The organism is Vibrio sp. Y20_XG_PY13 (genome assembly GCF_024181925.1).
In the GTDB taxonomy this organism is placed as follows: Bacteria; Pseudomonadota; Gammaproteobacteria; order Enterobacterales; family Vibrionaceae; genus Vibrio; species Vibrio parahaemolyticus.
In genome coordinates this window covers 63,170-87,469 of record NZ_JAMZAL010000011.1, presented here as the reverse complement: position 1 = coordinate 87,469, position 24,300 = coordinate 63,170, and the positions used below count along the sequence as shown (strand labels likewise).

Sequence of the window (24,300 nt, the reverse complement as noted above, 5' to 3'; positions counted from 1 at the left end):
AGCTTACGCGAGCCTCTTCTTACGGAATTTTTCTTTCATTCGTCGAGCAGGAACACTGTCCATCATATTGGCCATGATCGCGACAATCAGCAACATCGCATTAATAGGCCACATTCCAATCGCCGCCGGAATCGCACCATCTTCCAATGCCGATTTTGTCGCACTAATCGCAAGGAAGTATGCCAAGTAAATCAGAATCGCCGGGCCCATTTTGGCAAAGCGCCCTTGACGAGGGTTCACCGCAGACAAAGGAATCACAAGCATCGTCAACAATGGGATACATACAAACAGAGAAATACGCCATTGCAGCTCCGCTTGCGCTTCAGGATCCGGATGGCCAATCAAATCCGCCGTTGGGTAAGCTTCCCAGTCACGACCTTTCTGTTTGACTTCACGCTGCCCGATCACCCCTTCATATTCATCAAATTTGGTGATCATATACTCCACGCGAGTTGGCACACCTTCATAACGCGTACCTTCTTGCATCGTAATAACCTGACGGCCATCTGACAGTTCTTTTACTTCACCTGAAGAAGAGAACATCACACTAGGTAGAACCGAATCTCGTGGACGCATTTGCGCGACAAACACGTTACTAAGCGTGCTGTCTTTAATATCGTCAATGAATACCACGGATGAACCATCTGGCGTACCTTGGAACTGACCCTTTTTAAGTAAGTCGACGCTGTTTTCCGCCGCGACTTGTTCGTAAAGGTGCTCCACTCGGTCTTGAGACCAAGGTGATAACCAAAGTGCATTAAACGCAGCCACACCAGAGGTGATCAACGCCAAGTAAAGTGCAGCTTGCACTAGGAACTTGTTGCCGATCCCCGTCGCATTCATCACGACAATTTCGCTTTCTGCATAGAGACGACCAAAAGTGATCAATATGCCGATGTACAAACTCAATGGCAGCATCAATAAACCCATTGCTGGCATGTTCAAACCAACAATAGAGAAAATCAATCCAGCAGGAATATCCCCGTCAGAAGCATCAGCGAGAACACTGATGAACTTCTGGCTCACAAACACCAAAAAAAGTACGAAAAAAATCGCAAATTGACTCTTGAGTGTTTCGCGGATCAAATATCTAACAATAATCACGCTGAAATTACCTATACAAAACTTGTTTTTTTGGTCGAATCACTATAGTTTCCCGTTGAACCATTTATTTTTTTAAAAATTATAAACTAAATGTTAGTCGCTTAAATCAGCTCTAAATGTAAGCTCGGAGCTAAAATTCAACAAGTAAGCGATCATTATCTAACATTTAGAGCAATTTGTCTTCAGGATGTAGGAGTACGCATGGAGTTCAGTGTTAAAAGTGGCAGTCCAGAGAAACAACGTAGCGCATGTATCGTTGTTGGTGTGTTTGAACCACGTCGCCTTTCTCCAGTAGCCGAGCAACTTGATAAAATCAGTGACGGTTACATCAGTTCACTACTTCGCCGTGGTGATCTAGAGGGTAAACCTGGTCAGATGCTGCTACTGCATCAAGTACCAGGTGTTTTGTCAGAGCGCGTTTTACTTGTCGGTTGCGGTAAGGAACGTGAGCTTGGCGAGCGCCAGTACAAGGAAATCATTCAAAAGACGATCAGCACACTTAACGAAACAGGTTCAATGGAAGCTGTATGTTTCCTAACAGAACTGCACGTTAAAGGTCGCGATACTTACTGGAAAGTTCGCCAGGCAGTAGAAGCGACGAAAGATGGTCTATACACATTCAACCAATTCAAGAGCGTTAAACCTGAAACTCGCCGCCCACTGCGTAAACTTGTTTTCAACGTACCAACGCGTCGTGAATTGAGCCTAGGTGAAAAAGCAATCACCCACGGTCTAGCCATTGCGTCTGGTGTAAAAGCATCGAAAGACCTTGGCAACATGCCACCAAACGTAGCCAACCCAGCTTACCTTGCCTCTCAAGCTCGTCGTCTAGCGGACGATTACGAAAGCGTCACCACCAAGATCATTGGTGAGCAAGAGATGGAAAAACTGGGCATGACATCTTACCTAGCGGTAGGTCGTGGTTCGAAGAACGAATCTATGATGTCTATCATCGAGTACAAGGGTAACCCTGACTCAGATGCAAAACCTATCGTGCTTGTGGGTAAAGGTCTAACCTTCGATTCAGGCGGTATCTCATTGAAACCGGGCGAAGGTATGGATGAGATGAAGTACGACATGTGTGGTGCGGCATCGGTATTCGGTACAATGAAAGCGCTAGCGAAGCTAAACCTACCAATCAATGTAATTGGTGTTCTAGCAGGCTGTGAAAACATGCCAGGCAGCAACGCTTACCGTCCAGGTGACATCCTGACCACAATGTCAGGTCAAACTGTTGAAGTACTAAATACTGACGCAGAGGGCCGTTTGGTTCTGTGTGATGCACTGACTTACGTAGAGCGTTTCGAACCAGACTGTGTTGTTGACGTAGCAACGCTAACAGGCGCTTGTGTTATCGCACTTGGTCACCACATCAGCGGCGTTCTATCGAACCACAACCCACTGGCGCACGAACTTGTAAACGCTTCTGAGCAATCAAGTGACCGCGCGTGGCGTCTACCAATGGCGGATGAATACCACGAACAGTTGAAGAGCCCATTTGCTGATATGGCAAACATTGGTGGTCGCCCTGGTGGCACTATCACTGCGGGTTGTTTCCTGTCTAAGTTTGCGAAAAAGTACAACTGGGCACACATTGATATCGCAGGAACTGCGTGGAAGTCAGGCGCAGCGAAAGGCTCAACGGGCCGCCCTGTCTCAATGCTTGTCCAATTCCTTTTGAACCGCAGCGGCCAAGAGACAGAAGAGTAATTTCTGAACTAAATCGAAAAGGGCCGCAAGGCCCTTTTTTATTACCCCGATTTTCTTCATTGAAAATGGGCTTTAAGATGGTCTTAGGATGAGACCAAGGCAAGTGAGAGAATGATGCAAACTGCGACCTTCTACATCATTAACGAAGAGAGCCCGCAAGCAACGACGGCTGGCTTTGAAGAGTACATCGTTTTTTTGGCGCAGCATTTCGCACGCCAAGGCGCTAAAGTGTACCTAAACTGCCAAGATAAACCGCATGCCGAACAGCTTGCTGAAGCTTTCTGGCAAATTGATGCAGACCAGTTCATGGCACATAATCTCGTTGGCGAAGGACCGAAATACGCCACCAATATTGAAATCGGCCACGATGGCGTGAAACCATCTTGGAATCGTCAACTGGTAATTAATTTGGCGGAAAATGAGACAACCTTTGCGAACAAGTTTGCTCAAGTGGTAGACTTCGTGCCTTGCGAAGAAAAAGCTAAACAGCTCGCAAGGGAAAGATATAAAATTTACCGACAAGCAGGCTACCAGCTGCAAACGATCGAAATTCAATATCCTTAGCGGTCAATCCTTATAGTTAAGCTCTCTCTTTAGAGAGTTCACTTATAGAGATTGACTAAGATTCAACCATCAACGTATCCATTTAAAGAGCGCTATGGAAAAGACATACAACCCAACTTCAATCGAACAAGCTCTGTATCAGACTTGGGAAGAGAAAGGCTACTTTAAGCCACACGGTGACACTACTAAAGAATCATACAGCATCATGATCCCGCCACCGAACGTCACTGGTAGCCTACATATGGGCCACGCGTTCCAAGATACGATCATGGATACGCTTATCCGTTGTGAACGTATGAAGGGTAAAAACACCCTTTGGCAAGTAGGTACTGACCACGCAGGTATCGCTACTCAGATGGTTGTTGAGCGTAAGATCGCAGCAGAAGAAGGCAAAACTAAGCACGATTACGGTCGTGATGCTTTCATCGACAAAATCTGGGAATGGAAAGGCGAATCAGGCGGCACAATCACTAAGCAGCTTCGTCGTCTTGGCGCATCGGTAGACTGGGATCGTGAACGCTTCACGATGGACGATGGTCTGTCTAACGCCGTTCAAGAAGTTTTCGTTCGTCTATACGAAGATGACCTAATCTACCGCGGTAAGCGCCTAGTTAACTGGGATCCAAAGCTACACACCGCTATCTCAGATCTAGAAGTAGAGAACAAAGACACTAAAGGCCACATGTGGCACTTCCGCTACCCGCTAGCAGATGGCGTTAAAACAGCAGATGGCAAAGACTACATCGTTGTTGCGACCACTCGTCCAGAGACCATGCTAGGCGATACTGGTGTTGCGGTTAACCCTGAAGATCCACGTTACAAAGATCTTATCGGTAAAGAAATCATCCTTCCTATCGTTGACCGTCGCATCCCAATCGTGGGCGATGAGCACGCTGATATGGAAAAAGGTACTGGCTGTGTGAAAATCACACCTGCGCACGACTTCAACGACTACGAAGTTGGTAAGCGCCACCAGCTACCAATGATCAACATTCTGACGTTTGACGCAAACATTCGCGGTGCGGCTGAAGTATTCAACACAAACGGCGAGCCAAGCGACGCTTACTCAACAGAACTTCCTGCTAAGTACCACGGCATGGAACGTTTTGCTGCACGTAAAGCTATCGTTGCTGAGTTTGACGAGCTAGGCCTGCTTGAAGAAGTGAAAGATCACGATCTACAAGTTCCTTACGGCGACCGTGGTGGCGTGGTTATCGAACCAATGCTAACTGATCAATGGTACGTACGTACTGCGCCTCTAGCGAAAACAGCAGTTGAAGCAGTAGAAAACGGCGACATCCAATTCGTACCTAAGCAATACGAAAACATGTACTTCTCTTGGATGCGTGACGTTCAGGATTGGTGTATCTCTCGTCAGCTATGGTGGGGTCACCGCATCCCAGCTTGGTACGACAACCAAGGCAATGTTTACGTAGGTCGCACTGAAGAAGAAGTTCGCAAGAACAACAACCTAGAGTCAGTAATTGAACTGCACCAAGACGAAGACGTACTGGATACCTGGTTCTCTTCTGCACTATGGACGTTCGGCACTCAAGGTTGGCCAGAGCAAACTGACGATCTGAAAGTATTCCACCCTTCAGACGTGCTAGTGACTGGTTTCGACATCATCTTCTTCTGGGTTGCGCGCATGATCATGATGACCATGCACTTCGTGAAAGACGAAAACGGCAAACCACAAGTACCATTTAAAACGGTTTACGTTACTGGTCTAATCCGTGACGAAAACGGCGACAAGATGTCTAAGTCGAAAGGTAACGTGCTTGACCCAATCGACATGATCGATGGTATCGACCTAGAGTCTCTAGTAGAGAAGCGCACTGGCAACATGATGCAACCTCAGCTAGCGAAGAAGATCGAGAAGAATACTCGTAAGACGTTTGAAAACGGTATCGAAGCATACGGTACAGACGCACTACGTTTCACGCTGGCAGCAATGGCATCAACAGGTCGCGATATCAACTGGGATATGAAGCGCCTTGAAGGTTACCGTAACTTCTGTAACAAACTATGGAACGCTAGCCGTTACGTAATGATGAACACAGAAGAGCAAGACTGTGGCTTCAACGGTGGTGAGATCGAATACTCACTAGCGGACAAGTGGATCGAGTCTCAGTTTGAACTTGCAGCGAAAGCGTTCAACAACCATATCGACAACTTCCGTCTAGATATGGCGTCTAACACGCTGTACGAATTCATCTGGAACCAATTCTGTGACTGGTACCTAGAGCTAACGAAACCCGTTCTATGGAAAGGTACAGAAGCGCAGCAACGTGGCACTCGTCGTACACTAATCACGGTTCTTGAGAAGACGCTACGTCTGGCTCACCCAGTGATTCCTTACATCACTGAAACTATCTGGCAAAGCATCAAGCCACTAGTAGACGGTGTTGAAGGTGAGACAATCATGCTGCAAGCACTGCCTCAATTCGACGAAGCAAACTTCAACCAAGAAGCGCTAGACGATATCGAATGGGTGAAAGCGTTCATCACTAGCATCCGTAACCTACGTGCTGAATACGACATCAACCCAGGTAAGCCGCTTGACGTTATGTTGAAAGCAGCAAACGCAGAAGACGCAGCGCGTCTAGAAGCAAACAAACAAGTACTGATGTCTCTAGCGAAACTAGAATCTGTACGCGTACTTGCTGCTGACGAAGAAACGCCAGCGTGTGCGACAGCATTGGTTGCTAAGTCTGAGCTGATGATCCCAATGGCGGGTCTGATCGACAAAGATGCAGAACTTGCTCGTCTTGATGGCGAAATCAAGAAGACTCACGGCGAAATCAAGCGTATTGAAGGCAAACTAGGTAACGAAGGCTTCGTTGCGAAAGCACCTGAAGCAGTTGTTGCTAAAGAGCGTGAGAAGCTTGAAGGCTACAAAGAAACACTAGCGAAGCTGGAAGATCAAAAGAAAACCATCGCCGCTCTTTAATCGTTAGCGTTGGACTAGAAGCGAAACGCTTATGCTCTTAAAATCAGAAAGGTTGGTCATCATGGCCAACCTTTTTTGTATTAATCCATTCAGTAAAAACCTCCTATCGATAGTTTTTACCTATCAAATTAATATCCACCACCCATTGGCGTTAATGAGAAGTATTATCGATAATGTATTCATCGAAACAAACACGATTGAGTAATTATCATGAAAAAGACACTAACATTCGCAACGCTGCATTTTACTATCGCATTTAGTGTCGCTTACGTGCTTACTGGCGACATTCTAATTGGTAGTTTAATTGCCATGATTGAGCCATCAGTAAACACCGTCGCTTTTTACTTTCATGAAAAAGCTTGGGCAAGTGTTCCCGCTTTAAAAGCTCGTCAGTTCATGACCAAGCTAAAAACCGCGAGTTTCGCAACAGTACACTTTAGCGTAGCGTTTACGGTGGTTTACTTGTTAACGGGTGATGCATTTATCGGTGGTGTTATGGCAATGCTAGAGCCATCATTAAATACCGTAGCCTACTACTTCCACGAAAAAGTTTGGTTACGCAAATCGTCTGATCAGAGTTCAGCGCCGCATTTTTGCTTCCACAAACACGCATAAGAGCGGGTCGAAACCGAAGCAACAGCGAGCTCAAACCGATTCATCATTGACAATGTTGCGTATCGCAATTAAATTAATTGCGATACGCAACTTATTATAGGTAACTTAAGATGAATCCTCGTCAGCTCAGACATTACTCCCGACAAACCGTCCGCTTGTTAGGTATGCTTGATAAACAATGTGGCGAGGTTACCCTCACCCCAGTACAAGCTCACGCCTTGGGCGAGATCCAATTACAGCCACTGACTATCAATCAACTGGCGCAGCAGCTTAACGTGGATAAATCCAATGCCAGCCGCACCGTAACTGCTCTCATCAAGCAGAGCCTGGTTGAGAGCATCGAAAATCCAAAAGACAAGCGCAGCCAGTTCATAGCTTTGACCGAGCAAGGCCAACACGCGCTATCTCAACTCGACCAACAACAAAATACTTTCTTCGAATCATTGCTATCCCATCTGGACGAAAACGAACAGCAACAGCTCAAACAAGGGCTTGAAGTGTATCTAAAAGGCTTAACCAAAGTATGCCAAGCAAACCAATTTGTTCTTCGCCCACTCAGCAAGGCCGATAACCCACAAGTCGCCGACGTGATTCGTCAGGTTTCCGCGGAATATGGTCTAACCGCAGACAAAGGATACGGCGTCGCAGACCCAACACTTGATGACATGTATTCTGTGTATAACCAACAAGGTGCCGCTTATTGGGTAATTGAGCACAATGGCGTCATCGTCGGTGGTGGTGGTTTTGCTCCACTAGCAGGCGAACCTAACGTGTGTGAACTACAGAAAATGTACTTTTTACCCCAAACTCGCGGACACGGCTTGGCAAAACGTATCGTCGCGCTGAGTTTGCAACTGGCGAAGCAACTTGGCTATCAAAAGTGTTATTTGGAAACGACAGAGTGCTTAAAAGAAGCGATAGGTTTGTATGAGAAGTTAGGCTTTGAGCATTTACATGCCCCGCTTGGACAAACAGGGCATGATGCATGTGAAGTAGTGATGCTTAAAACACTGTAATAAAGAGCATTACTAAGAATTAAAGCACAACATGGGTAACGCAAAGCTCTTGGCTAAGCGCAACTGAAAATGCTTGGCGCTGCCCATCTAATTCCACCGCAAGTTGGTAGAGATCTTTCGGATCGGGATTATTCAAATCAGCGTACTTAGGCGCTTCGATCTGAAATAACGCACTGGCATGATCGGCGCGCACATCAATTGGAATATGGTAAGTCATACCATCAAACTTCACTGATGCCGAGACCAAACCCGGCACAAAAGTCTGATAGTAAAGATCCACTTTAAACTCACAACCACCACCGTGGTGCCAGATTTGTTCGGTCGCGACACGCTCTAAACGTACGTTGCGAATAAACTGCAGATAAGGCACTTGCCACACGCCTAAGCGGTCATCGCTTTTTCTATATTCATGATCGGACAGTGAACACAGCTCAGGTTTATCTTCATCAAACAGAAGATCTTCGTCTTCCTCTAAGAACAAGATTTCAAAGCGGTTGCGCCCCATTTGCATGTAAGGGCGAATGTCTTTCTTGTAGACATTCTGAGAGCCATCGCAGTCAAACAATGCAACGCCATTCAAACGCACCTCAGCGTGGTAGTCCACCCCACCCAGCACCATTTCAACCGCCGGGAACGCCATCATGGATTCATCCACCTCAATGTCGTGCATCAAGTGCCATTCTTGTTGGCGAATGGCCGATTCCGTCAATTCAGCGGGCAGCACCTGACTCAGAGGAGCAGGGAAAGTGATGTCATCCTGTGGGATAGAAAGGTCCGTCAGTGGAGAGACTTGCCATAATCCGGCGAGTGAGAGTTGCATATTTACCTTGAGCTAGATCAATTTTCACGCATTATAGGGAGAAATCCCCCATAAACTCAACGTGAATTGTTTATCGTTACCCACCGTTGTCATTTTCTAGGCATAAAAAAACCAGCGATAAACGCTGGTTTTTCGAAAACATTAAATTACTCGTCTTCATCATCTTCGTCAGAGTAAAGCGCATCTTCGCCTTCGTAGTACGTACCCCATCCATCGTAGATGATGTCGTATTTTTCAGCTAGGTGAACCAGCTTTTCAACTTGTGCGTCAATCGCCTCTGCATTTAGAGCCGATTCCATTGTCGCGTCACAACACAGCAGTTTGTTGCCGTCTTCGTCTTCTGTTTCTTCTGCTTCTAGAACTTCGAAGCCCATTTTGAACGCTTCAACAACCGCTTTTTCTAGCGTATCGAAATCTTCAGCAAAAAGGTGGTGCTCAATTTCGTATAGCGAATCTGGATCGCTGCCATCTTCTAGCAATGCTGCAATGATATCGCGAGTCTCTTCCTTTTGAATCTCAATTAATTCTTCTACTGATAGATATTCATCTTCGTGAGACATGTTTTTGGCTCCAGATTAGTTACTTGATGGAAACACTATACCCGATACTGAGTATGCTGATCCGGTGAAATATGGCATGGATTGCGATGAAAAGCCACAAACAAACGCCAAACCGCGATGATTCTTCCTGCCCAAATATTAAAACCCATCACAAAGAAACAAAAAGTTAACAAAAAACGGTATTTTTTAATATTCAGAAGATCCTAATTGAGCTCATTGTAGGATATTTGATGGTTTGTTGAGTGATTATGACGCCTGAGTGAATACAGCCACGCTACCAATTTGGAAGGATAACGAATAAAGAAAACTTAAAAACTGCATATTTTAGAATAGAAATGCACATTTTATGCACTAAACATGTAATCTTTCCTGCAAAATACAAAAAGAATAAAAACGCATTCATTTAAAAACCAGCAATATGGAATTAAAAACCAAAAATTAAATACAAAAATGCCAACCAAAATAAAAACCACTAAAAACACAACCGATCACGACATTTAAACGAAGTTAACGAATTTGCATCTTTGCCGTAAGATTGTCATAACTAATGGCTGGAAAATTTGTAAGGATGCAAAATGAGTAAGCTGTACGTTGGATCAGAAGTTGGTCAACTTAGACGAGTACTTTTAAACCGCCCAGAGCGCGCCCTCACCCACCTCACGCCGTCAAACTGTCATGAGCTATTGTTTGATGACGTACTTGCTGTAGAAGCCGCGGGTGAAGAGCATGATGCTTTTGCTCGAACCTTGAGAGAGCAAGATGTTGAAGTACTTCTGCTCCACGATTTACTGGTGGAAACCCTAGCCGTTCCAGAGGCAAAACAGTGGCTGTTGAACACGCAGATTTCTGACTTCCGCTACGGGCCAACCTTCGCTCGCGATTTACGCCAATATCTTTTGGAAATGGACGACGAACACCTCGCGACTATTTTGCTTGGCGGCTTAGCCTATTCTGAGTTACCTATTCAATCTTCTTCGATGCTACCGAAGATGAAGCGCCCACTGGATTTCGTGATCGAGCCACTACCAAACCATCTATTTACCCGCGACACCTCATGTTGGGTATATGGCGGTGTATCACTCAACCCAATGATGATGCCTGCGCGCCAACGCGAAACAAACCATTTACGCGCTATCTATCGCTGGCACCCGATCTTTGCAGGCCAAGACTTCATTAAATATTTTGGTGATGATGATCTGCATTACGACAACGCAAACGTTGAAGGCGGTGACGTACTGGTGATCGGTAAAGGCGCGGTATTGATTGGCATGTCTGAGCGCACCACGCCACAAGGGGTAGAAAACTTAGCGGCAAGCCTGTTTAAAGCAGGACAAGCGAGCGAAGTGATCGCCATTGACCTGCCTAAGCACCGCTCTTGTATGCACTTAGATACGGTCATGACACATATGGATGTGGATACCTTCTCAGTCTACCCAGAAATCATGCGTAAGGATCTGGATACATGGCGTCTGACCCCGAAAGGCACAGATGGTGAAATGCATGTCGAAGCGTCACACAACTACCTACACGCGATTGAATCCGCTCTTGGTCTTGATCAGCTTAAAATCATCACCACAGGCGGTGACAGCTACGAAGCAGAGCGCGAGCAATGGAATGACGCGAACAACGTGCTAACTGTGAAACCAGGCGTTGTGATTGGTTACGAGCGCAACGTCTACACCAACGAGAAATACGACAAAGCTGGCATCCAAGTGCTGACCGTTCCTGGTAACGAATTGGGTCGTGGTCGTGGTGGTGCTCGCTGTATGAGCTGTCCAATAGAACGAGACGATATATAGCCGATTCACCTTTTACATTAAGTGAATAAAAACTAAGGTTGATGTGAATGCATCAACCTTTTTTAGTTTTATTTTAAAATAATTATTCACAAATAAAGCATTTATATGTTTTAATGCAATGACTCAATTCAATCACACGTACTAAGGGACGAGCTATGGCTTTCAATTTACGTAACCGCAACTTTTTGAAGCTATTGGATTTCTCAACCAAAGAAATCCAGTTCTTGCTCGAACTGTCTGCAGAGCTAAAAAAAGCAAAATATGCAGGAACAGAGCAGAAGACACTTCAAGGTAAAAACATTGCACTCATCTTTGAGAAATCTTCTACTCGAACCCGATGTGCGTTTGAAGTCGCCGCCTTTGATCAAGGCGCACAAGTCACCTATATCGGTCCTTCAGGATCTCAAATCGGCCATAAAGAATCGATGAAAGATACCGCACGCGTCTTAGGTCGCATGTATGACGGCATCGAATACCGCGGCTTTGGTCAATCCATTGTGGAAGAGCTTGGCGCTCATGCGGGCGTGCCGGTTTGGAACGGATTAACTGACGAGTTCCACCCAACGCAAATCCTCGCAGATTTCCTTACCATGCAAGAACATGGTCGTGGCAAACAGCTCCACGAAATGACCTTTGCATACCTTGGCGACGCTCGTAACAACATGGGTAACTCATTGATGGTTGGCGCAGCGAAAATGGGCATGGACATTCGCCTAGTGGCACCAAAAGCGTTCTGGCCAGAAGAACATCTTGTCGCGACTTGCCAAGACATTGCCAAACAAACCGGCGCGAAAATCACCTTGACGGAAAACGTCGAAGAAGGCGTGAAAGACTGTGATTTCCTCTACACTGATGTTTGGGTTTCAATGGGTGAAGCAGCAGAAGCATGGGATGAACGTGTCGCGCTTATGACGCCTTATCAAATCAATATGGATGTCATCAAGCAGACGGGTAATCCGCACGTGAAGTTTATGCATTGTCTACCTGCGTTCCATAATGATGAAACCACTGTCGGTAAAGAAATCGCAGAGAAATACGGCATGAAAGGCCTAGAAGTCACCGAAGATGTGTTTGAGTCAGAGTACTCTATCGTCTTTGATGAAGCAGAAAACCGCATGCACACAATCAAAGCCATTATGGTTGCAACGCTAGGAAGTTAGTGTTTTTTTGGAAAGCAAAAAGCATGATGTAATCGCTTGCGCTCGCAAAAGTTAGGCGTATAATGCTCGGCAATTTGTCTGAGGATTAAGAAATGACCAAGCTGATTGCTGACGTAAAAACGCGATTTGCTCTAACTAAGCGACTACGCTTACGTGGTGTTATTTTCGTTAATTCTATCGATTTTTAAACCTCCCCATTTGGGGAGGTTTTTTTATGTCCAAAATTCCTCAGCGGTCAATTTTGGAGATAGTCATCACTGTTATAGGGAAGAAGATCATGGCGAACTCGCTTTACCAGAAGCACATCATCTCTATTCCAGAGCTTTCTCGTGAAGAGCTGGAACTTATCGTCGAAACTGCAGGTAATCTGAAAAAGGAACCTCGACCAGAACTGATTAAAAACAAAGTCGTTGCGAGCTGTTTCTTTGAGCCATCAACGCGTACTCGCTTGTCGTTTGAGACCGCGATTCAACGCATTGGTGGTGATGTCATTGGTTTTGATAACGATGGTAATACGTCTCTGGCGAAGAAAGGGGAAACGCTTTCTGATTCTGTACAAGTTATCTCTTCATACGTCGATGCATTTGTGATGCGCCACCCTCAAGAAGGTGCAGCGCGCCTTGCTTCCGAGTTTTCGAATGGCGTTCCAGTGATTAACGCGGGCGACGGTGCTAACCAACACCCAACACAAACTCTGCTTGACCTCTACACCATCGCGGAAACGCAAGGTCGCTTAGACAACCTAAACGTAGCATTTGTCGGCGATTTAAAATACGGCCGCACCGTTCACTCACTGACTCAAGCACTGGCGAAGTTCAATAACATCCGCTTCTACTTTGTCGCTCCAGACGCATTGGCGATGCCAGAGTACATCTGCGAAGAACTCGATGAAGCTGGCATTGAATACAGCCTACACACAGAGATGGAAGCGGTAATTCCTGAGCTCGATATTCTTTACATGACTCGCGTTCAAAAAGAGCGTTTCGACGAGTCTGAATATGCGCACATCAAATCGGCTTACATTCTGACGGCGGCTCTATTGGAAGGCGCGCGTGAAAATCTAAAAGTACTGCACCCGCTACCTCGTGTTGATGAAATCACGACAGACGTAGATAAAACCCCACACGCGTACTACTTCCAGCAGGCACAAAATGGCGTGTACGCTCGCCAAGCGCTGTTGGCTTTGGTTCTAAACAAAACACTGTAATCGAGGAGACAAAAACATGGCTAAAGAAACTCAATTGCAGGTAGAAGCAATCAAAAACGGCACCGTCATCGACCACATTCCAGCACAAATTGGTATCAAAGTGCTGAAGTTGTTCGATATGCACAATTCTTCTCAACGTGTAACGATTGGTCTGAACTTGCCATCTTCAGCTCTGGGTCACAAAGACTTGCTGAAGATTGAGAACGTGTTCATCAATGAAGAACAAGCAAGCAAACTGGCGCTGTACGCACCGCACGCGACGGTAAACCAAATCGAAAACTACGAAGTCGTGAAAAAACTGGCTCTAGAGTTGCCAGAGAAAATCAACAACGTGTTTGAGTGTCCAAACTCAAACTGTATCTCTCACAACGAGCCAGTAGAAAGCAGTTTTAAAGTTTTCGAGAAGAAAGAAGAGATTCGTTTGAAGTGCAAATACTGTGAGAAAGTATTCTCACGTGAGATTGTGACTGAGCGATAATCTCGCCAACGTCCCGAACTCTCATACGCATGAAATACCCTGTCTCGGCAGGGTATTTTGCTCTTTACCTGCCGCAGGTTTAAAGGCAAACTGATTACCTTCAAGCATATTAATAAGGCTTGGGTATACTCTTTCTTCCCCTAAAACAGATGGAAAAATCAAATGACGAAAGTACTTCACACTGAGTCTGCACCAGCAGCAATCGGTCCTTACGTTCAAGGCGTAGATCTAGGCAACATGGTTCTAACTTCTGGTCAAATTCCAGTAAACCCAGCGACAGGTGAAGTGTCTGCTGACATCGCAGAACAAGCTCGTCAATCTCTAGACAACGTTAAAGCGGTTGTTGAAGCATCTGGTCTTAAAGTGTCAGACATCGTAAAAATGACGGTTTTCGTTAAAGATCTAAATGACTTCGGTACAGTAAACGAAGTGTACGGCAAATTCTTTGATGAGCACGAAGTAGCAAACTACCCTGCTCGCTCTTGTGTTGAAGTTGCACGTCTACCAAAAGACGTAGGTATCGAAATTGAAGCAATCGCGGTTCGCAAATAATTGCGATATCAGATTGAATGAATAAAAAATGGGTAGCCTTAGCTACCCATTTTTTATTCGGTGTTTAACCCGTTTAAGCGGCGTTACGCTGTTTTACTTCTTCATCCAGCGCTTCTAGCTTTTCCTTCATCTGCTCGCGGCATACATTTGCGAGTTCACGAATGCCATCTTTACCGTAACCTTCAGTGCTCACCGGTGGCAACATTTCAACAATCACATGACCATTGTTCCAGCGGTTAAGTTTAATGTGGTCAGTAGAGCTGCATACGATTGGAATAATTGGCACTTCAGCGCCGATTGCCGCATGGAACGCACCCGTTTTAAACGGCAGCAAACCACGACCACGTGAGCGTGTACCTTCTGGGAACATCCAAACCGACACATCACTTTCTTTCATGCTGTTAACCACTTGATCGATGGTACCTTTGGCTTTTGAACGGTTTGCACGGTCAATCAGAATATTGCCCGTCAACCAGTACAGCTGACCAAACAGTGGCATCCACGCTAGGCTTTTCTTACCGACGGTCACCACTTTTGGTGTCACTGCCGCAGACACAGTAAACATGTCCCAGTTGTTTTGGTGGTTAGCGATGTAAACGTGCTGACCACGAGAGTACGCATCTTCAGGAATACGTAATTCTAGCTTTACCCCAAATACGCGAGACATCTTGGCAAACAAGCGGCCAAATGTGAAAACGTGTTTAGGATTTCGAGGGCTTAATAGGCAGTAACCACAACCACCAATAAACATCACAATTGCGAAAATTGCGACAGCAAATACACGTAACAGTGCAATCATTCTTGTTCTCCAGGAACCGGCTTTTGCCAGATACAGCTATTAATATCGCTTTTTACATAGTCAGAAACTATGACAGAAAGCGCGATATAAAAAAGCCGAAACCTGAGTTTCGGCTCTCTTCATATCCAAGTCACCTGCTGTGCAGTTTAACTTGACTAGCTCACTCGCTCAATATTTGCGCCAAGTGCAGCCAGTTTATTTTCAATTTTGTCATAACCGCGATCGATGTGATAAATACGATCTACGATGGTTTCGCCTTTCGCGATACAACCAGCAATCACCAAACTTGCCGAAGCACGTAGATCCGTTGCCATCACTTGTGCACCACTTAGTGATTCAACGTCACCACAAATAACCGTATTACCTTCAATCTCCGCTTTCGCACCCATACGCATCAGCTCAGGCACGTGCATAAAGCGGTTTTCAAAGATAGTTTCAGTGATCACGCCGCCGCCTTTCGCCATCATGTTCAATAGCGTAAATTGCGCTTGCATGTCTGTCGGGAAACCAGGGTGAGGCGCAGTACGGATACTCACCGCTTTTAACTCACGGTCTGTCATATCAACAGAGATCCAGTCTTCACCTGTCTCCACCAATGCGCCCGCTTCTTCTAGCTTCGCTAGAACCGCTTCAAGCAAGTGACCGTTGGTATTACGACAAACCACTTTACCGCCAGATACCGCTGCAGCTACTAGGAATGTCCCCGTTTCAATACGGTCTGCTACGACACTGTGCTTGCCACCACCTAAGCGCTCAACACCTTCGATAGTGATGGTGTCTGTACCCGCACCAGAGATTTTTGCGCCAAGTTTATTTAGGAAATCCGCCGTATCGACGATTTCAGGTTCGCGCGCTGCGTTATCTAACGTTGTGGTACCTTCAGCCAAAGCTGCTGCACACATGATGGTAATGGTCGCGCCAACGCTCACTTTGTCCATCACGATGTGCGCGCCTTTCAGACGAGCATCAACTTCAGCTTTCACGTAACCATCTTCAAGTGTGATGGTTGCGCCTAGTTGTTCCAGGCCAGTAATGTGCAAGTCAACTGGACGTGCGCCGATAGCACAACCACCAGGTAGAGAAACTTGACCTTGACCAAAACGAGCCACAAGTGGGCCTAACGCCCAGATAGAAGCACGCATGGTTTTAACTAAATCATAAGGAGCGCAATATTCATTGATGCTGCTTGGATCGACGTGAACAGAACCGTTACGGCTTACTTTAGCGCCAAGGCGTTTTAGTAGCTCCATGGTTGTGTCGATATCGCGAAGATGCGGTACGTTTGCCACTTCTACAGGCTCTTCAGCCAAGATAGACGCAAATAAAATAGGCAGTGCTGCGTTTTTTGCACCAGAAATGGTCACTTCACCAACTAGTGGTTTATCTGACCCAATAACTCGAAACTTTTCCATCAATAAACCTTAAAGCGACATCAGTTTCTTATCACGAGCCCACTCTTCCGGTGTGAACGCTTTGATCGATAATGCGTGAATGTCGTTACGCTGGATGTATTCCATCAGAGGACCATAAATCAATTGCTGCTTCTTAACGCGGCTCATTCCTTCGAAACAAGCATCAACAGCAACCACTTCATAGTGGCTACCTTCACCTTTTACATGCACTTCTTGAAGGTTTAGTGCTTCTTCTAATAACTGTTGTACTTTTGCGCTGTCCACAATTTACCCCTGATAATTCTTTATGTGTTTGGCCACTAAAGATTCAACGTTGCTAAGTTGAAACAAAGTGCGCAGTTGCGCCGGCACGAAACTGAGCATTATATGACAGTTTTGCTTTTTTGCATGCTCTAATAAGTGGATTAACATCACCATTCCTGCAGAGTCGACTCGTTCGATCTCTTCTAGTGAGCATTCCAGTTCTTTTTGCGACGGTTTCCACTGCTGGGCAAAGGCCCACAATGACGGCACTGAGTCTCTATCCAGCGCCCCCGTTAGTGTTAACGTATCTTGTTGCAACTGCCACTGTGCGTGAGACTGAGCCATTACTTTTTCGCCTCAAAGCGAATTGGCTCCGCTGCAAGTTTTTCAAGGTCTTGCGCTACCGCAAGAATACCGTCTTGGCGAATTTTGGTGTTCCACTCAGATTGCTTGCTTGAAAGTAAACTAATGCCTTCTGCAACCATGTCGAACGCTTCCCATTCGTCAGTTTTGTTGTCTTTACGCAGTTTAAATTCTAGTTTGATGTTTGGACGAGGCGCATCAATGATCTCAACTTTGATGCTGGTAATACGTTTAGAGTCGTCTAATTTCGGCTCTGGACCAAACTCAATTTGTTGATCGCTGTATTGCGTCAAGACTTGTGCGTAAGACGCAATCAAGTAAGCACGGAACGCATCTACAAACTCTAGCACGTCTTCACGTTTTGCCCCTTTCAAGTTAGGGCCAAGCAGTTTCAGTGCTGCATAACGGTCGTTGACGTAAGGCATCAGCTCTTGCTCAACAATCACCTTTAATAGATTAGGATCTTGTTTGATTTTTGGCTGTTCTGCTTTTAGTCGGGCAAATGTCACTTCAGCCACTTGCTTCATCATTTGATATGGCTGAGTTTTATCCACTTCTGCCGCGCCAACCCCAAAAGCGGTAAGCACCACAGAAAATGAAAGTAATAGTCTAGCTAACATAGTTATTCCTTACTTGAACCGTCTGAACCACCAACGCTGTAAAGTACCTGACCAATTAAGTCTTCAAGCACTAACGCAGATTTAGTGTCTTCGATGGTATCTCCGTCTACCAGCATAGCTTCGTCATCAAAAACAAACCCTGGTACTAAACCAATGTACTGCTCACCGATCAACCCTGACGTCAGAATTTGTACGCTGGATGTTTCTGGAAATTGATTGTACTGGCTGTTAATGGACAAGCTGACCACTGGCAATAAGTTATCTGGATTCAGAGTAATGTTACTTACACGACCGATAACCACGCCTCCAACTTTCACCGGAGAGCGTACTTTCAAGCTGCCAATATTATCGAACTCGGCTTTGAGGGTGTAAGTATCACCAGAGCCAATGCTTTTTACGTCAGCAACTTGAAAAATCATCACAAGAATCGCGCAAATTCCCGCTAATACAAAGCTGCCAACCCATAATTCTGTTTTACGTGTTTGTTGCATGATTAATTCCCAAACATCAATGCGGTCAGTACAAAGTCTAGTCCTAGTACTGCTAAAGAAGAATGCACAACAGTGCGCGTAGTTGCTCGGCTGATCCCTTCCGAAGTAGGAATCGCATCGTAGCCATTAAATAGAGCAATCCAAGTTACCGTAATGGCAAACACAAAGCATTTGATCATGCTGTTGCCGATATCTTGTCCCAACTCAACAGAAGATTGCATGGCTGCCCAAAAGCTGCCGTGATCCACACCTTTCCAATCCACACCGACGAGCTGTGCCCCCCAGATGCCAACAGCCATGAAGATCATCGCAAGTAGTGGCATTGAGATAGCCCCAGCCCAAAAACGTGGTGCAATCACTCGTTTCAGTGGGTCAACTGCCATCATTTCTAAGCTTGAAAGCTGCTCAGTAGCTTTCATCAAACCAATTTCTGCCGTCAGCGCAGAGCCTGCACGTCCAGCGAAAAGAAGCGCAGTAACCACCGGCCCAAGTTCACGCAGTAGTGACAACGCGACCATCTGACCAAGACTGCCTTCCGCGCCGTAATCCACCAGCACTACATAGCCTTGCAAGCTAAGAACCATGCCGATGAACAAACCGGAGACTACGATGATAGCCAGTGATTGCACGCCAACGGAATACAACTGTTTGATGAGTAGAGGAAAACTTTTAGAGGGTTGAGGCTTAGAGAAGATAGCGCCAACAAGCATCAAGGTTGCACGGCCAAAAGCTTCACAGATGGCGAGCGTGCGTCTTCCTAATGAAGCGACAAATTGAATAAAGCTAGCGACCATCAAATAGATCCTTTTCGATACTTTGCGCAGGAAAACGAAACGGCACTGGGCCATCTGCATCACCTTGTAAGAACTGCTGCACTCGCGGGTCTGGGTTTTGACTCAACTCCTCTGGCGTGCCAAACGCGATGATCTTGCCATCTGCTAGTAGGTAAACCCAATCAGCAATACTCATGACCTCCGGTACATCGTGTGATACCACAATAGACGTAAGGCCTAGAGCTTGGTTTAAGTCTTTGATCAACTCAACCAAAACACCCATGGTAATTGGGTCTTGTCCCACAAATGGTTCATCGAACATGATTAAATCAGGGTCAAGTGCGATGGCACGAGCCAATGCGGCGCGCCTCGCCATACCGCCCGAAAGCTCACTTGGCATTAATTGCGCGGCTCCGCGCAGGCCAACCGCTTCGAGCTTAAGCAGCACCATAGTACGAATCAAATCTTCTGAAAGATTGGTGTGTTCACGCAGTGGAAAGGCCACATTGTCAAACACATTCAAATCCGTGAACAGAGCTCCGGATTGAAACAGCATGCTCATTTTCTTACGAGCGTTGTAGAGTTTTTTGCGAGAAAGAGTCGGAATGTTGTCACCATCAAACCAAATCTCTCCTTGTTCGGGATACAACTGACCGCCAATTAAACGGAGCAGTGTCGTTTTACCGATTCCCGATGGTCCCATAATCGCCGTCACTTTACCTTCAGGAACATGCAGATCAATACCATCAAAGATCGTGCGATTTCCTCGTGAAAAAGTGAGGTTGTTCACGGTGACTAAATCGTTGTTCGACATATCATCTCTTCTACTGTCAGAGCATTAACGCTCGCAGAGTTGTCAAGTCAATCCACTTCCGAATAGCGCTAAGGGTTCCCTTATCGCCGCTTCGGTACATTTATTAGGCTGCAATCATAAGCACATTGGCTTGGAATTTAAAGCACTGTTCGATTAAATAAAGCCGACCAAATTCAAGCTATTCTCCATAAATTATGGCCTGATCGTCACCAAGTGTTTAAATCCTAGACCAGAATCATCACTTTATTTGCAATGATTGAATGAGTGACAATTACATACATTTTCGTTACTAACCTTTAATTTATTCGTTGTTTATCTTCCATTTTAAGCTGCAAAAGGTCAAAATTAGCGGTTACTCATTTCACTCATTTAATACTTAGGAATTCTCATGCTCGAAGCCGTAGCGTTGCTTATCGTCGGTCTTGTTTTACTTGTTTGGAGCGCAGATAAACTTGTTTTTGGTTCTGCAGCTATAGCCCGCAACGTCGGTATTTCACCTTTAGTGATCGGTATGACCATTCTTGCAATGGGCTCATCAGCACCAGAAATGATGGTGTCAGCAACAGCCGCTTGGGACGGTAAAACCGATACCGCTGTCGGTAACGTTTTGGGTTCAAACATTGCTAACATTGCCCTAATCCTAGGTATTACTGCGCTGATCAAACCTCTTTCTATTAGTTCTGCAGTTATCCGTCGCGAATTACCATTAATGATCGCGGTAACTGTGTTAGCTGGGATTTTACTGTGGAACAGCCACCTTGGTTTTTATGAAGGTGTCTTACTATTTGTTCTGTTTGGTGCTTTTTTATTTGCTATGTTGCAAATTAGCCGCAAAGAACAAAAATCTGGCGATGCGTTTCTTGAAGATCAAGAATCAGAAATCCCACAAGGCGTTAGCAACCCTAAGGCCATCATGTGGGTGGTTATCGGTTTAATATTGCTTCCTTTGGCAGCAAGCCTGCTGGTCGACAATGCGGTTATTATTGCTAAGCATTTCGGCATGAGCGACCTAGTGATCGGTCTGACAATTATTGCCATCGGTACGAGTCTTCCTGAGCTTGCAGCATCACTTGCTGGTGTATTGAAAGGCGAAGACGACATGGCAGTTGGTAACATCATCGGCTCGAACGTTTTCAATATTTTGGCGGTAATGGGCCTTCCTGGCATCATTAACCCATCCACACTAAGTGAATACGCAATGGGACGTGACTTTTGGGTCATGCTTGGCGTGTCACTGTTGTTAGTAGCAATGTGTTTAGGTAAGTCACGCAGCATCAACCGCCTCGAAGGGGCGATTCTGTTTACGTGTTTCTTGGGTTACCAAGTGTACCTATTTGCCAACATGGCCGCTTAATCCCATTAATAAGTAGAGACAAATTGGAGCCCTGATATGTCCAATCCATTTGATTTTCGCGCTGCAGCTAAACAAGTTCTAGATATCGAAGTCTCGGCTCTGCAAGAGCTAGACAAATACTTTGATGAGCAGTTTGAACAAGCTTGCGAATTGATCCTTTCCAATAGCGGCAAAGTTGTCGTGATGGGTATGGGCAAATCAGGCCACATTGGCAACAAGATTGCAGCAACGCTTGCCAGCACAGGTACATCAGCGTTTTTCGTTCACCCGGGTGAAGCAGCGCATGGTGACTTGGGTATGATCAGCGCGGGTGACATTGTTATCGCCATTTCTAACTCTGGCGAGTCCCATGAAATCTTGTCTCTCTTCCCTGTTCTAAAGCGTTTAAACATTAAAATCATTAGCATGACGGGCAAGCCAGAATCCAACATGGCCAAACTGGCTGACTTGCACTTGCAAATCACAGTCCCTCAAGAAGCTTGTCCACTTGGCCTTGCACCAACCAGCAGTACCACAGCAACTTTAGTAATGGGTGATGCGCTAGCAGTTGCCCTACTTCAAGCGCGTGGATTCTCAGCAGAAGACTTCGCTCTCTCACATCCTGGTGGTGCTTTAGGAAGAAAATTGCTACTTAAGCTGTCTGATATTATGCACTTCGGAAATGCATTACCGAAAGTGTCTCCAGATGCGTTGATTCGCGATGCACTTTTGGAGATTTCAGAGAAAGGTTTGGGAATGACCGCAATCGTGGACGAACACGATGCTATGCTTGGTATATTCACCGATGGTGACTTACGCCGCACTTTGGATAAGCGCATTGATATTCATACCACGGCTATTGGCGAAGTCATGACGAAAAATCCAACCACGGCACATCCAGAAATGTTAGCAGTGGAAGGATTGAACTTAATGCAGAACAAAAACATCAACGCACTTATCCTATGCAAAGAAGATAAAATCGTTGGCGCATTAAATATGCATGATTTACTAAAAGCTGGTGTGATGTAATATCGGCAACACGAAACATTCAAACGATTGATTACACAGATTAAGGCAATAGTCAGGGAAGTACTGAGCTAAACAAAAGGCCTTTAATATATGAGTTTTACTCGCCTTATTTATTTGCTCTTGGTTTTCGTCGTCGCATGGTGTGGTTATTACCTGCTCACACCAAAAGGTAACGATGCAATTCAAGTAGCCCCAGACACCGAACTGCCATTGTTCAGTGGAACTGGTTTAGAAAACATCACCTATGGTGAAGATGGTGTACGTAGTTACATCATCCGCTCCAACAACTTAGATTACTATGCTAAGAGTGGAGAAACGATTTTTAACAGCCCTACCTTGATGGTTTACCGAGAAGGTAGCGTCGTCGAGTGGAAGGTAACAGCCACAAGAGCTGTTTTAGATGAAGACCAAGTGCTGACTTTGTACGACAAAGTCTTAATGCAAAACCTATTACCGGGCGCCAGTTTCGATACGATGGCGACCGATAAGTTGGTCATCAATCTAACCAATCGTGATTTTAAAGCCGATCAACAAGTAATGTTGGTTGGACCGCAATTTGAAACTACTGGAGGCGCGATGCAAGGAAACTTAAAGCAGCACACCGCGACTCTAACGAATGAAGTTCAAGGTCGATATGAAACCGTTACACCTTAGTCTACTGGCACTAGTATTAGCAGCGCCTCAAGCGTTTGCACTTAAGTCGGATACTCAACAGCCGGTTTACATTAACTCTGACACCCAAGAGGTGGACATGAAGAGTAACCAGGTCATTTTTAAAGGTGATGTCTCGCTTAAGCAAGGCAGCATCAATATCGATGCAGATAGAATTGTTGTCACTCGCGATCCAAAAACGGAAGCAATCAAACAAATTCAAGCATTTGGTAAGCCTGCGACATTTTCGCAGCTGATGGACGATGGTAAAACGTTAAGTGGTCAAGCAACCGAGCTCGATTATCGCATCTCGACTGACGAACTGACCATGAAAGGCCAAGCGCAGCTCGCTCAAGATGGTAACACCATCAAAGGCTCGTCGATTCGTTACCAAATCGGTCAACAGAAGTTGGTGGCTGACAGCTCTAAAAACGAGCGTGTAACCACGATTTTGCAACCAAATCAGATAGAGAACTAATATGGCGGTACTGAGTGCAAAAAATCTCGCAAAGAGCTACAAAAAGCGCAAAGTCGTCACCGATGTTAGCTTAGAAGTAGAGTCTGGTCAGATTGTGGGCTTACTTGGTCCTAACGGTGCCGGTAAAACCACCTCGTTTTACATGATTGTTGGTCTGGTGCCTCGTGATGAAGGCACCATCACCATTGACGACAAAGACATCAGTATTTTGCCAATGCACAGCCGCTCTCGCATGGGTATTGGCTATCTACCGCAGGAAGCGTCGATTTTCCGCAAACTGTCCGTGGAAGATAACATCATGGCCGTATTGGAAACTCGCCAAGAAATGACCCGCGAAGAGCGTCAGGACAAGCTGGAAGATTTGTTGGAAGAATTCCACATACAGCACATAAGAACCAGTGCAGGTATGGCACTATCGGGTGGTGAACGTCGCCGAGTCGAAATCGCTCGAGCTCTTGCGGCAAACCCACAATTCATTTTGTTGGATGAACCTTTCGCAGGTGTCGACCCTATTTCGGTTAATGACATCAAGAAAATCATCGAGCACCTACGCGATCGTGGCCTTGGTGTATTAATCACAGACCATAACGTACGTGAAACACTGGACGTATGTGAAAAAGCCTATATCGTAAGCCAAGGGCACCTCATTGCATCGGGAACTCCGGAAGAAGTTCTGAACAATGAACAGGTGAAACAAGTTTATCTCGGCGAACAATTCCGTCTATGATTACATTAGGAACGGTAAGATTCTGAGCA

27 protein-coding genes are annotated in these 24,300 nt (G+C 45.7%); 16 read left to right on the top strand and 11 right to left on the bottom strand.

The genetic code is table 11. The annotated features are described in order from the left end of the window. Nucleotides 1–3: 3 nt before the first annotated feature. On the bottom strand, nt 4–1,104 hold the full coding sequence (gene lptF, locus NL646_RS20335) for an LPS export ABC transporter permease LptF (protein WP_005461105.1): 1,101 nt from the start codon (nt 1,102–1,104) through the stop codon (nt 4–6). Between the two features lie 201 nt (nt 1,105–1,305). On the opposite strand from lptF, the gene pepA reads away from it, so the two are divergent. The 5 genes from pepA to NL646_RS20310 all read left to right on the top strand — a co-directional run bounded on the left by pepA (nt 1,306) and on the right by NL646_RS20310 (nt 7,962). Continuing rightward, nucleotides 1,306–2,814: a leucyl aminopeptidase gene (gene pepA, locus NL646_RS20330; RefSeq protein WP_005461107.1), complete on the top strand. Its 1,509-nt coding sequence runs from the start codon at nt 1,306–1,308 to the stop codon at nt 2,812–2,814. A gap of 114 nt (nt 2,815–2,928) precedes the next feature. Continuing rightward, nucleotides 2,929–3,378, top strand: a complete 450-nt coding sequence (locus NL646_RS20325) for a DNA polymerase III subunit chi (protein ID WP_005497325.1) — start codon at nt 2,929–2,931, stop codon at nt 3,376–3,378. A gap of 94 nt (nt 3,379–3,472) precedes the next feature. Next, nucleotides 3,473–6,331 (top strand): valine--tRNA ligase, encoded by a 2,859-nt coding sequence (locus tag NL646_RS20320; RefSeq protein ID WP_025633535.1) that lies wholly within the window; start codon nt 3,473–3,475, stop codon nt 6,329–6,331. A gap of 210 nt (nt 6,332–6,541) precedes the next feature. Continuing rightward, entirely contained in the window at nt 6,542–6,946 is a 405-nt protein-coding gene (locus NL646_RS20315; RefSeq protein ID WP_015297309.1) for a DUF2061 domain-containing protein, read from the top strand. A gap of 110 nt (nt 6,947–7,056) precedes the next feature. After that, on the top strand, nt 7,057–7,962 hold the full coding sequence (locus tag NL646_RS20310) for a bifunctional helix-turn-helix transcriptional regulator/GNAT family N-acetyltransferase (RefSeq protein ID WP_020841310.1): 906 nt from the start codon (nt 7,057–7,059) through the stop codon (nt 7,960–7,962). Between the two features lie 19 nt (nt 7,963–7,981). Here the strand turns inward: NL646_RS20310 and NL646_RS20305 are convergent, their stop codons facing one another. Together NL646_RS20305 and rraB are read right to left on the bottom strand one after the other, a co-directional pair. Next, on the bottom strand, nt 7,982–8,782 hold the full coding sequence (locus NL646_RS20305) for a hypothetical protein (protein WP_025534365.1): 801 nt from the start codon (nt 8,780–8,782) through the stop codon (nt 7,982–7,984). Nucleotides 8,783–8,928: 146 nt separating this feature from the next. Beyond that, nucleotides 8,929–9,342 (bottom strand): ribonuclease E inhibitor RraB, encoded by a 414-nt coding sequence (rraB, locus tag NL646_RS20300; RefSeq protein WP_005455099.1) that lies wholly within the window; start codon nt 9,340–9,342, stop codon nt 8,929–8,931. 575 nt (nt 9,343–9,917) lie between these two features. Here rraB and arcA point away from each other — a divergent pair. The 6 genes from arcA (at nt 9,918) to NL646_RS20270 (ending at nt 14,538) form a co-directional block, all read left to right on the top strand. Continuing rightward, complete coding sequence (gene arcA, locus NL646_RS20295; protein ID WP_005455102.1) at nt 9,918–11,141, top strand: arginine deiminase; 1,224 nt, start codon at nt 9,918–9,920, stop codon at nt 11,139–11,141. 155 nt (nt 11,142–11,296) lie between these two features. After that, nucleotides 11,297–12,301, top strand: coding sequence for an ornithine carbamoyltransferase (locus tag NL646_RS20290; protein WP_140103006.1), 1,005 nt, complete (start codon nt 11,297–11,299; stop codon nt 12,299–12,301). Nucleotides 12,302–12,393: 92 nt separating this feature from the next. Beyond that, complete coding sequence (locus NL646_RS20285) at nt 12,394–12,489, top strand: hypothetical protein (RefSeq protein WP_005497312.1); 96 nt, start codon at nt 12,394–12,396, stop codon at nt 12,487–12,489. An 89-nt stretch (nt 12,490–12,578) separates the two neighbouring features. Then, entirely contained in the window at nt 12,579–13,508 is a 930-nt protein-coding gene (pyrB, locus tag NL646_RS20280) for an aspartate carbamoyltransferase (protein ID WP_025442281.1), read from the top strand. A 16-nt stretch (nt 13,509–13,524) separates the two neighbouring features. Continuing rightward, nucleotides 13,525–13,986 (top strand): aspartate carbamoyltransferase regulatory subunit, encoded by a 462-nt coding sequence (gene pyrI / locus NL646_RS20275; protein ID WP_005455107.1) that lies wholly within the window; start codon nt 13,525–13,527, stop codon nt 13,984–13,986. Between the two features lie 162 nt (nt 13,987–14,148). Continuing rightward, entirely contained in the window at nt 14,149–14,538 is a 390-nt protein-coding gene (locus NL646_RS20270) for a RidA family protein (protein ID WP_005455108.1), read from the top strand. Between the two features lie 73 nt (nt 14,539–14,611). On the opposite strand, the gene NL646_RS20265 is transcribed toward NL646_RS20270, so the two are convergent. The 8 genes from NL646_RS20265 to mlaF form a co-directional block, all read right to left on the bottom strand. Next, entirely contained in the window at nt 14,612–15,337 is a 726-nt protein-coding gene (locus NL646_RS20265) for a 1-acylglycerol-3-phosphate O-acyltransferase (RefSeq protein ID WP_005455109.1), read from the bottom strand. Between the two features lie 155 nt (nt 15,338–15,492). Then, complete coding sequence (gene murA / locus NL646_RS20260; RefSeq protein WP_253664614.1) at nt 15,493–16,749, bottom strand: UDP-N-acetylglucosamine 1-carboxyvinyltransferase; 1,257 nt, start codon at nt 16,747–16,749, stop codon at nt 15,493–15,495. A gap of 9 nt (nt 16,750–16,758) precedes the next feature. Next, a complete protein-coding gene (gene ibaG / locus NL646_RS20255) occupies nt 16,759–17,013 on the bottom strand; it encodes a BolA family iron metabolism protein IbaG (protein WP_005484869.1) in 255 nt (84 codons plus the stop codon). A gap of 3 nt (nt 17,014–17,016) precedes the next feature. After that, nucleotides 17,017–17,337, bottom strand: a complete 321-nt coding sequence (locus tag NL646_RS20250; protein ID WP_005455113.1) for a lipid asymmetry maintenance protein MlaB — start codon at nt 17,335–17,337, stop codon at nt 17,017–17,019. Next, nucleotides 17,337–17,975 carry a phospholipid-binding protein MlaC gene (locus NL646_RS20245; protein ID WP_005478835.1) on the bottom strand — a complete coding sequence of 213 codons (639 nt, stop codon included), beginning with the start codon at nt 17,973–17,975 and terminating at the stop codon, nt 17,337–17,339. The genes NL646_RS20250 and NL646_RS20245 overlap by 1 nt, the downstream gene beginning before the upstream one ends. Nucleotides 17,976–17,977: 2 nt before the next feature. Then, nucleotides 17,978–18,466, bottom strand: a complete 489-nt coding sequence (mlaD, locus tag NL646_RS20240; protein ID WP_005455116.1) for an outer membrane lipid asymmetry maintenance protein MlaD — start codon at nt 18,464–18,466, stop codon at nt 17,978–17,980. Nucleotides 18,467–18,468: 2 nt separating this feature from the next. Further along, a complete protein-coding gene (gene mlaE / locus NL646_RS20235; RefSeq protein WP_005455118.1) occupies nt 18,469–19,260 on the bottom strand; it encodes a lipid asymmetry maintenance ABC transporter permease subunit MlaE in 792 nt (263 codons plus the stop codon). Continuing rightward, entirely contained in the window at nt 19,250–20,053 is an 804-nt protein-coding gene (gene mlaF, locus NL646_RS20230) for a phospholipid ABC transporter ATP-binding protein MlaF (RefSeq protein WP_005455119.1), read from the bottom strand. The genes mlaE and mlaF overlap by 11 nt, the downstream gene beginning before the upstream one ends. 388 nt (nt 20,054–20,441) lie before the next feature. On the opposite strand from mlaF, the gene NL646_RS20225 reads away from it, so the two are divergent. From NL646_RS20225 to lptB, 5 genes are all read left to right on the top strand, one after another. Continuing rightward, the gene (locus NL646_RS20225) at nt 20,442–21,407 is read left to right on the top strand and encodes a calcium/sodium antiporter (RefSeq protein ID WP_005455122.1); all 966 of its coding nucleotides are present in this window, start codon (nt 20,442–20,444) and stop codon (nt 21,405–21,407) included. A gap of 36 nt (nt 21,408–21,443) precedes the next feature. Then, nucleotides 21,444–22,415: an arabinose-5-phosphate isomerase KdsD gene (gene kdsD / locus NL646_RS20220; RefSeq protein WP_020841311.1), complete on the top strand. Its 972-nt coding sequence runs from the start codon at nt 21,444–21,446 to the stop codon at nt 22,413–22,415. 90 nt (nt 22,416–22,505) lie between these two features. Beyond that, nucleotides 22,506–23,069: an LPS export ABC transporter periplasmic protein LptC gene (gene lptC, locus NL646_RS20215; protein WP_005467805.1), complete on the top strand. Its 564-nt coding sequence runs from the start codon at nt 22,506–22,508 to the stop codon at nt 23,067–23,069. After that, nucleotides 23,050–23,544: a lipopolysaccharide transport periplasmic protein LptA gene (gene lptA / locus NL646_RS20210; RefSeq protein ID WP_253664613.1), complete on the top strand. Its 495-nt coding sequence runs from the start codon at nt 23,050–23,052 to the stop codon at nt 23,542–23,544. Before lptC ends, lptA begins: the two co-directional genes overlap by 20 nt. Before the next feature lies 1 nt (nt 23,545). Beyond that, nucleotides 23,546–24,271, top strand: a complete 726-nt coding sequence (lptB, locus tag NL646_RS20205) for an LPS export ABC transporter ATP-binding protein (RefSeq protein WP_005467801.1) — start codon at nt 23,546–23,548, stop codon at nt 24,269–24,271. The last annotated feature ends 29 nt before the right edge of the window (nt 24,272–24,300 follow it).

What these genes read in the sequence shown, in the direction of transcription:
- NL646_RS20290 (WP_140103006.1), top strand. Translation starts at nt 11,297, where the DNA reads ATGGCTTTCAATTTACGTAACCGCAACTTTTTGAAGCTATTGGATTTC.
- lptA (WP_253664613.1), top strand. Translation starts at nt 23,050, where the DNA reads ATGAAACCGTTACACCTTAGTCTACTGGCACTAGTATTAGCAGCGCCT.
- lptB (WP_005467801.1), top strand. Translation starts at nt 23,546, where the DNA reads ATGGCGGTACTGAGTGCAAAAAATCTCGCAAAGAGCTACAAAAAGCGC.
- mlaF (WP_005455119.1), bottom strand. Translation starts at nt 20,053, where the DNA reads ATGTCGAACAACGATTTAGTCACCGTGAACAACCTCACTTTTTCACGA.
- mlaD (WP_005455116.1), bottom strand. Translation starts at nt 18,466, where the DNA reads ATGCAACAAACACGTAAAACAGAATTATGGGTTGGCAGCTTTGTATTA.
- murA (WP_253664614.1), bottom strand. Translation starts at nt 16,749, where the DNA reads ATGGAAAAGTTTCGAGTTATTGGGTCAGATAAACCACTAGTTGGTGAA.
- kdsD (WP_020841311.1), top strand. Translation starts at nt 21,444, where the DNA reads ATGTCCAATCCATTTGATTTTCGCGCTGCAGCTAAACAAGTTCTAGAT.
- NL646_RS20315 (WP_015297309.1), top strand. Translation starts at nt 6,542, where the DNA reads ATGAAAAAGACACTAACATTCGCAACGCTGCATTTTACTATCGCATTT.
- NL646_RS20250 (WP_005455113.1), bottom strand. Translation starts at nt 17,337, where the DNA reads ATGGCTCAGTCTCACGCACAGTGGCAGTTGCAACAAGATACGTTAACA.
- NL646_RS20245 (WP_005478835.1), bottom strand. Translation starts at nt 17,975, where the DNA reads ATGTTAGCTAGACTATTACTTTCATTTTCTGTGGTGCTTACCGCTTTT.
- pyrI (WP_005455107.1), top strand. Translation starts at nt 13,525, where the DNA reads ATGGCTAAAGAAACTCAATTGCAGGTAGAAGCAATCAAAAACGGCACC.
- arcA (WP_005455102.1), top strand. Translation starts at nt 9,918, where the DNA reads ATGAGTAAGCTGTACGTTGGATCAGAAGTTGGTCAACTTAGACGAGTA.
- NL646_RS20285 (WP_005497312.1), top strand. Translation starts at nt 12,394, where the DNA reads ATGACCAAGCTGATTGCTGACGTAAAAACGCGATTTGCTCTAACTAAG.
- NL646_RS20305 (WP_025534365.1), bottom strand. Translation starts at nt 8,782, where the DNA reads ATGCAACTCTCACTCGCCGGATTATGGCAAGTCTCTCCACTGACGGAC.
- rraB (WP_005455099.1), bottom strand. Translation starts at nt 9,342, where the DNA reads ATGTCTCACGAAGATGAATATCTATCAGTAGAAGAATTAATTGAGATT.
- NL646_RS20265 (WP_005455109.1), bottom strand. Translation starts at nt 15,337, where the DNA reads ATGATTGCACTGTTACGTGTATTTGCTGTCGCAATTTTCGCAATTGTG.
- NL646_RS20310 (WP_020841310.1), top strand. Translation starts at nt 7,057, where the DNA reads ATGAATCCTCGTCAGCTCAGACATTACTCCCGACAAACCGTCCGCTTG.
- NL646_RS20225 (WP_005455122.1), top strand. Translation starts at nt 20,442, where the DNA reads ATGCTCGAAGCCGTAGCGTTGCTTATCGTCGGTCTTGTTTTACTTGTT.
- NL646_RS20320 (WP_025633535.1), top strand. Translation starts at nt 3,473, where the DNA reads ATGGAAAAGACATACAACCCAACTTCAATCGAACAAGCTCTGTATCAG.
- mlaE (WP_005455118.1), bottom strand. Translation starts at nt 19,260, where the DNA reads ATGGTCGCTAGCTTTATTCAATTTGTCGCTTCATTAGGAAGACGCACG.
- NL646_RS20270 (WP_005455108.1), top strand. Translation starts at nt 14,149, where the DNA reads ATGACGAAAGTACTTCACACTGAGTCTGCACCAGCAGCAATCGGTCCT.
- NL646_RS20325 (WP_005497325.1), top strand. Translation starts at nt 2,929, where the DNA reads ATGCAAACTGCGACCTTCTACATCATTAACGAAGAGAGCCCGCAAGCA.
- pepA (WP_005461107.1), top strand. Translation starts at nt 1,306, where the DNA reads ATGGAGTTCAGTGTTAAAAGTGGCAGTCCAGAGAAACAACGTAGCGCA.
- pyrB (WP_025442281.1), top strand. Translation starts at nt 12,579, where the DNA reads ATGGCGAACTCGCTTTACCAGAAGCACATCATCTCTATTCCAGAGCTT.
- lptC (WP_005467805.1), top strand. Translation starts at nt 22,506, where the DNA reads ATGAGTTTTACTCGCCTTATTTATTTGCTCTTGGTTTTCGTCGTCGCA.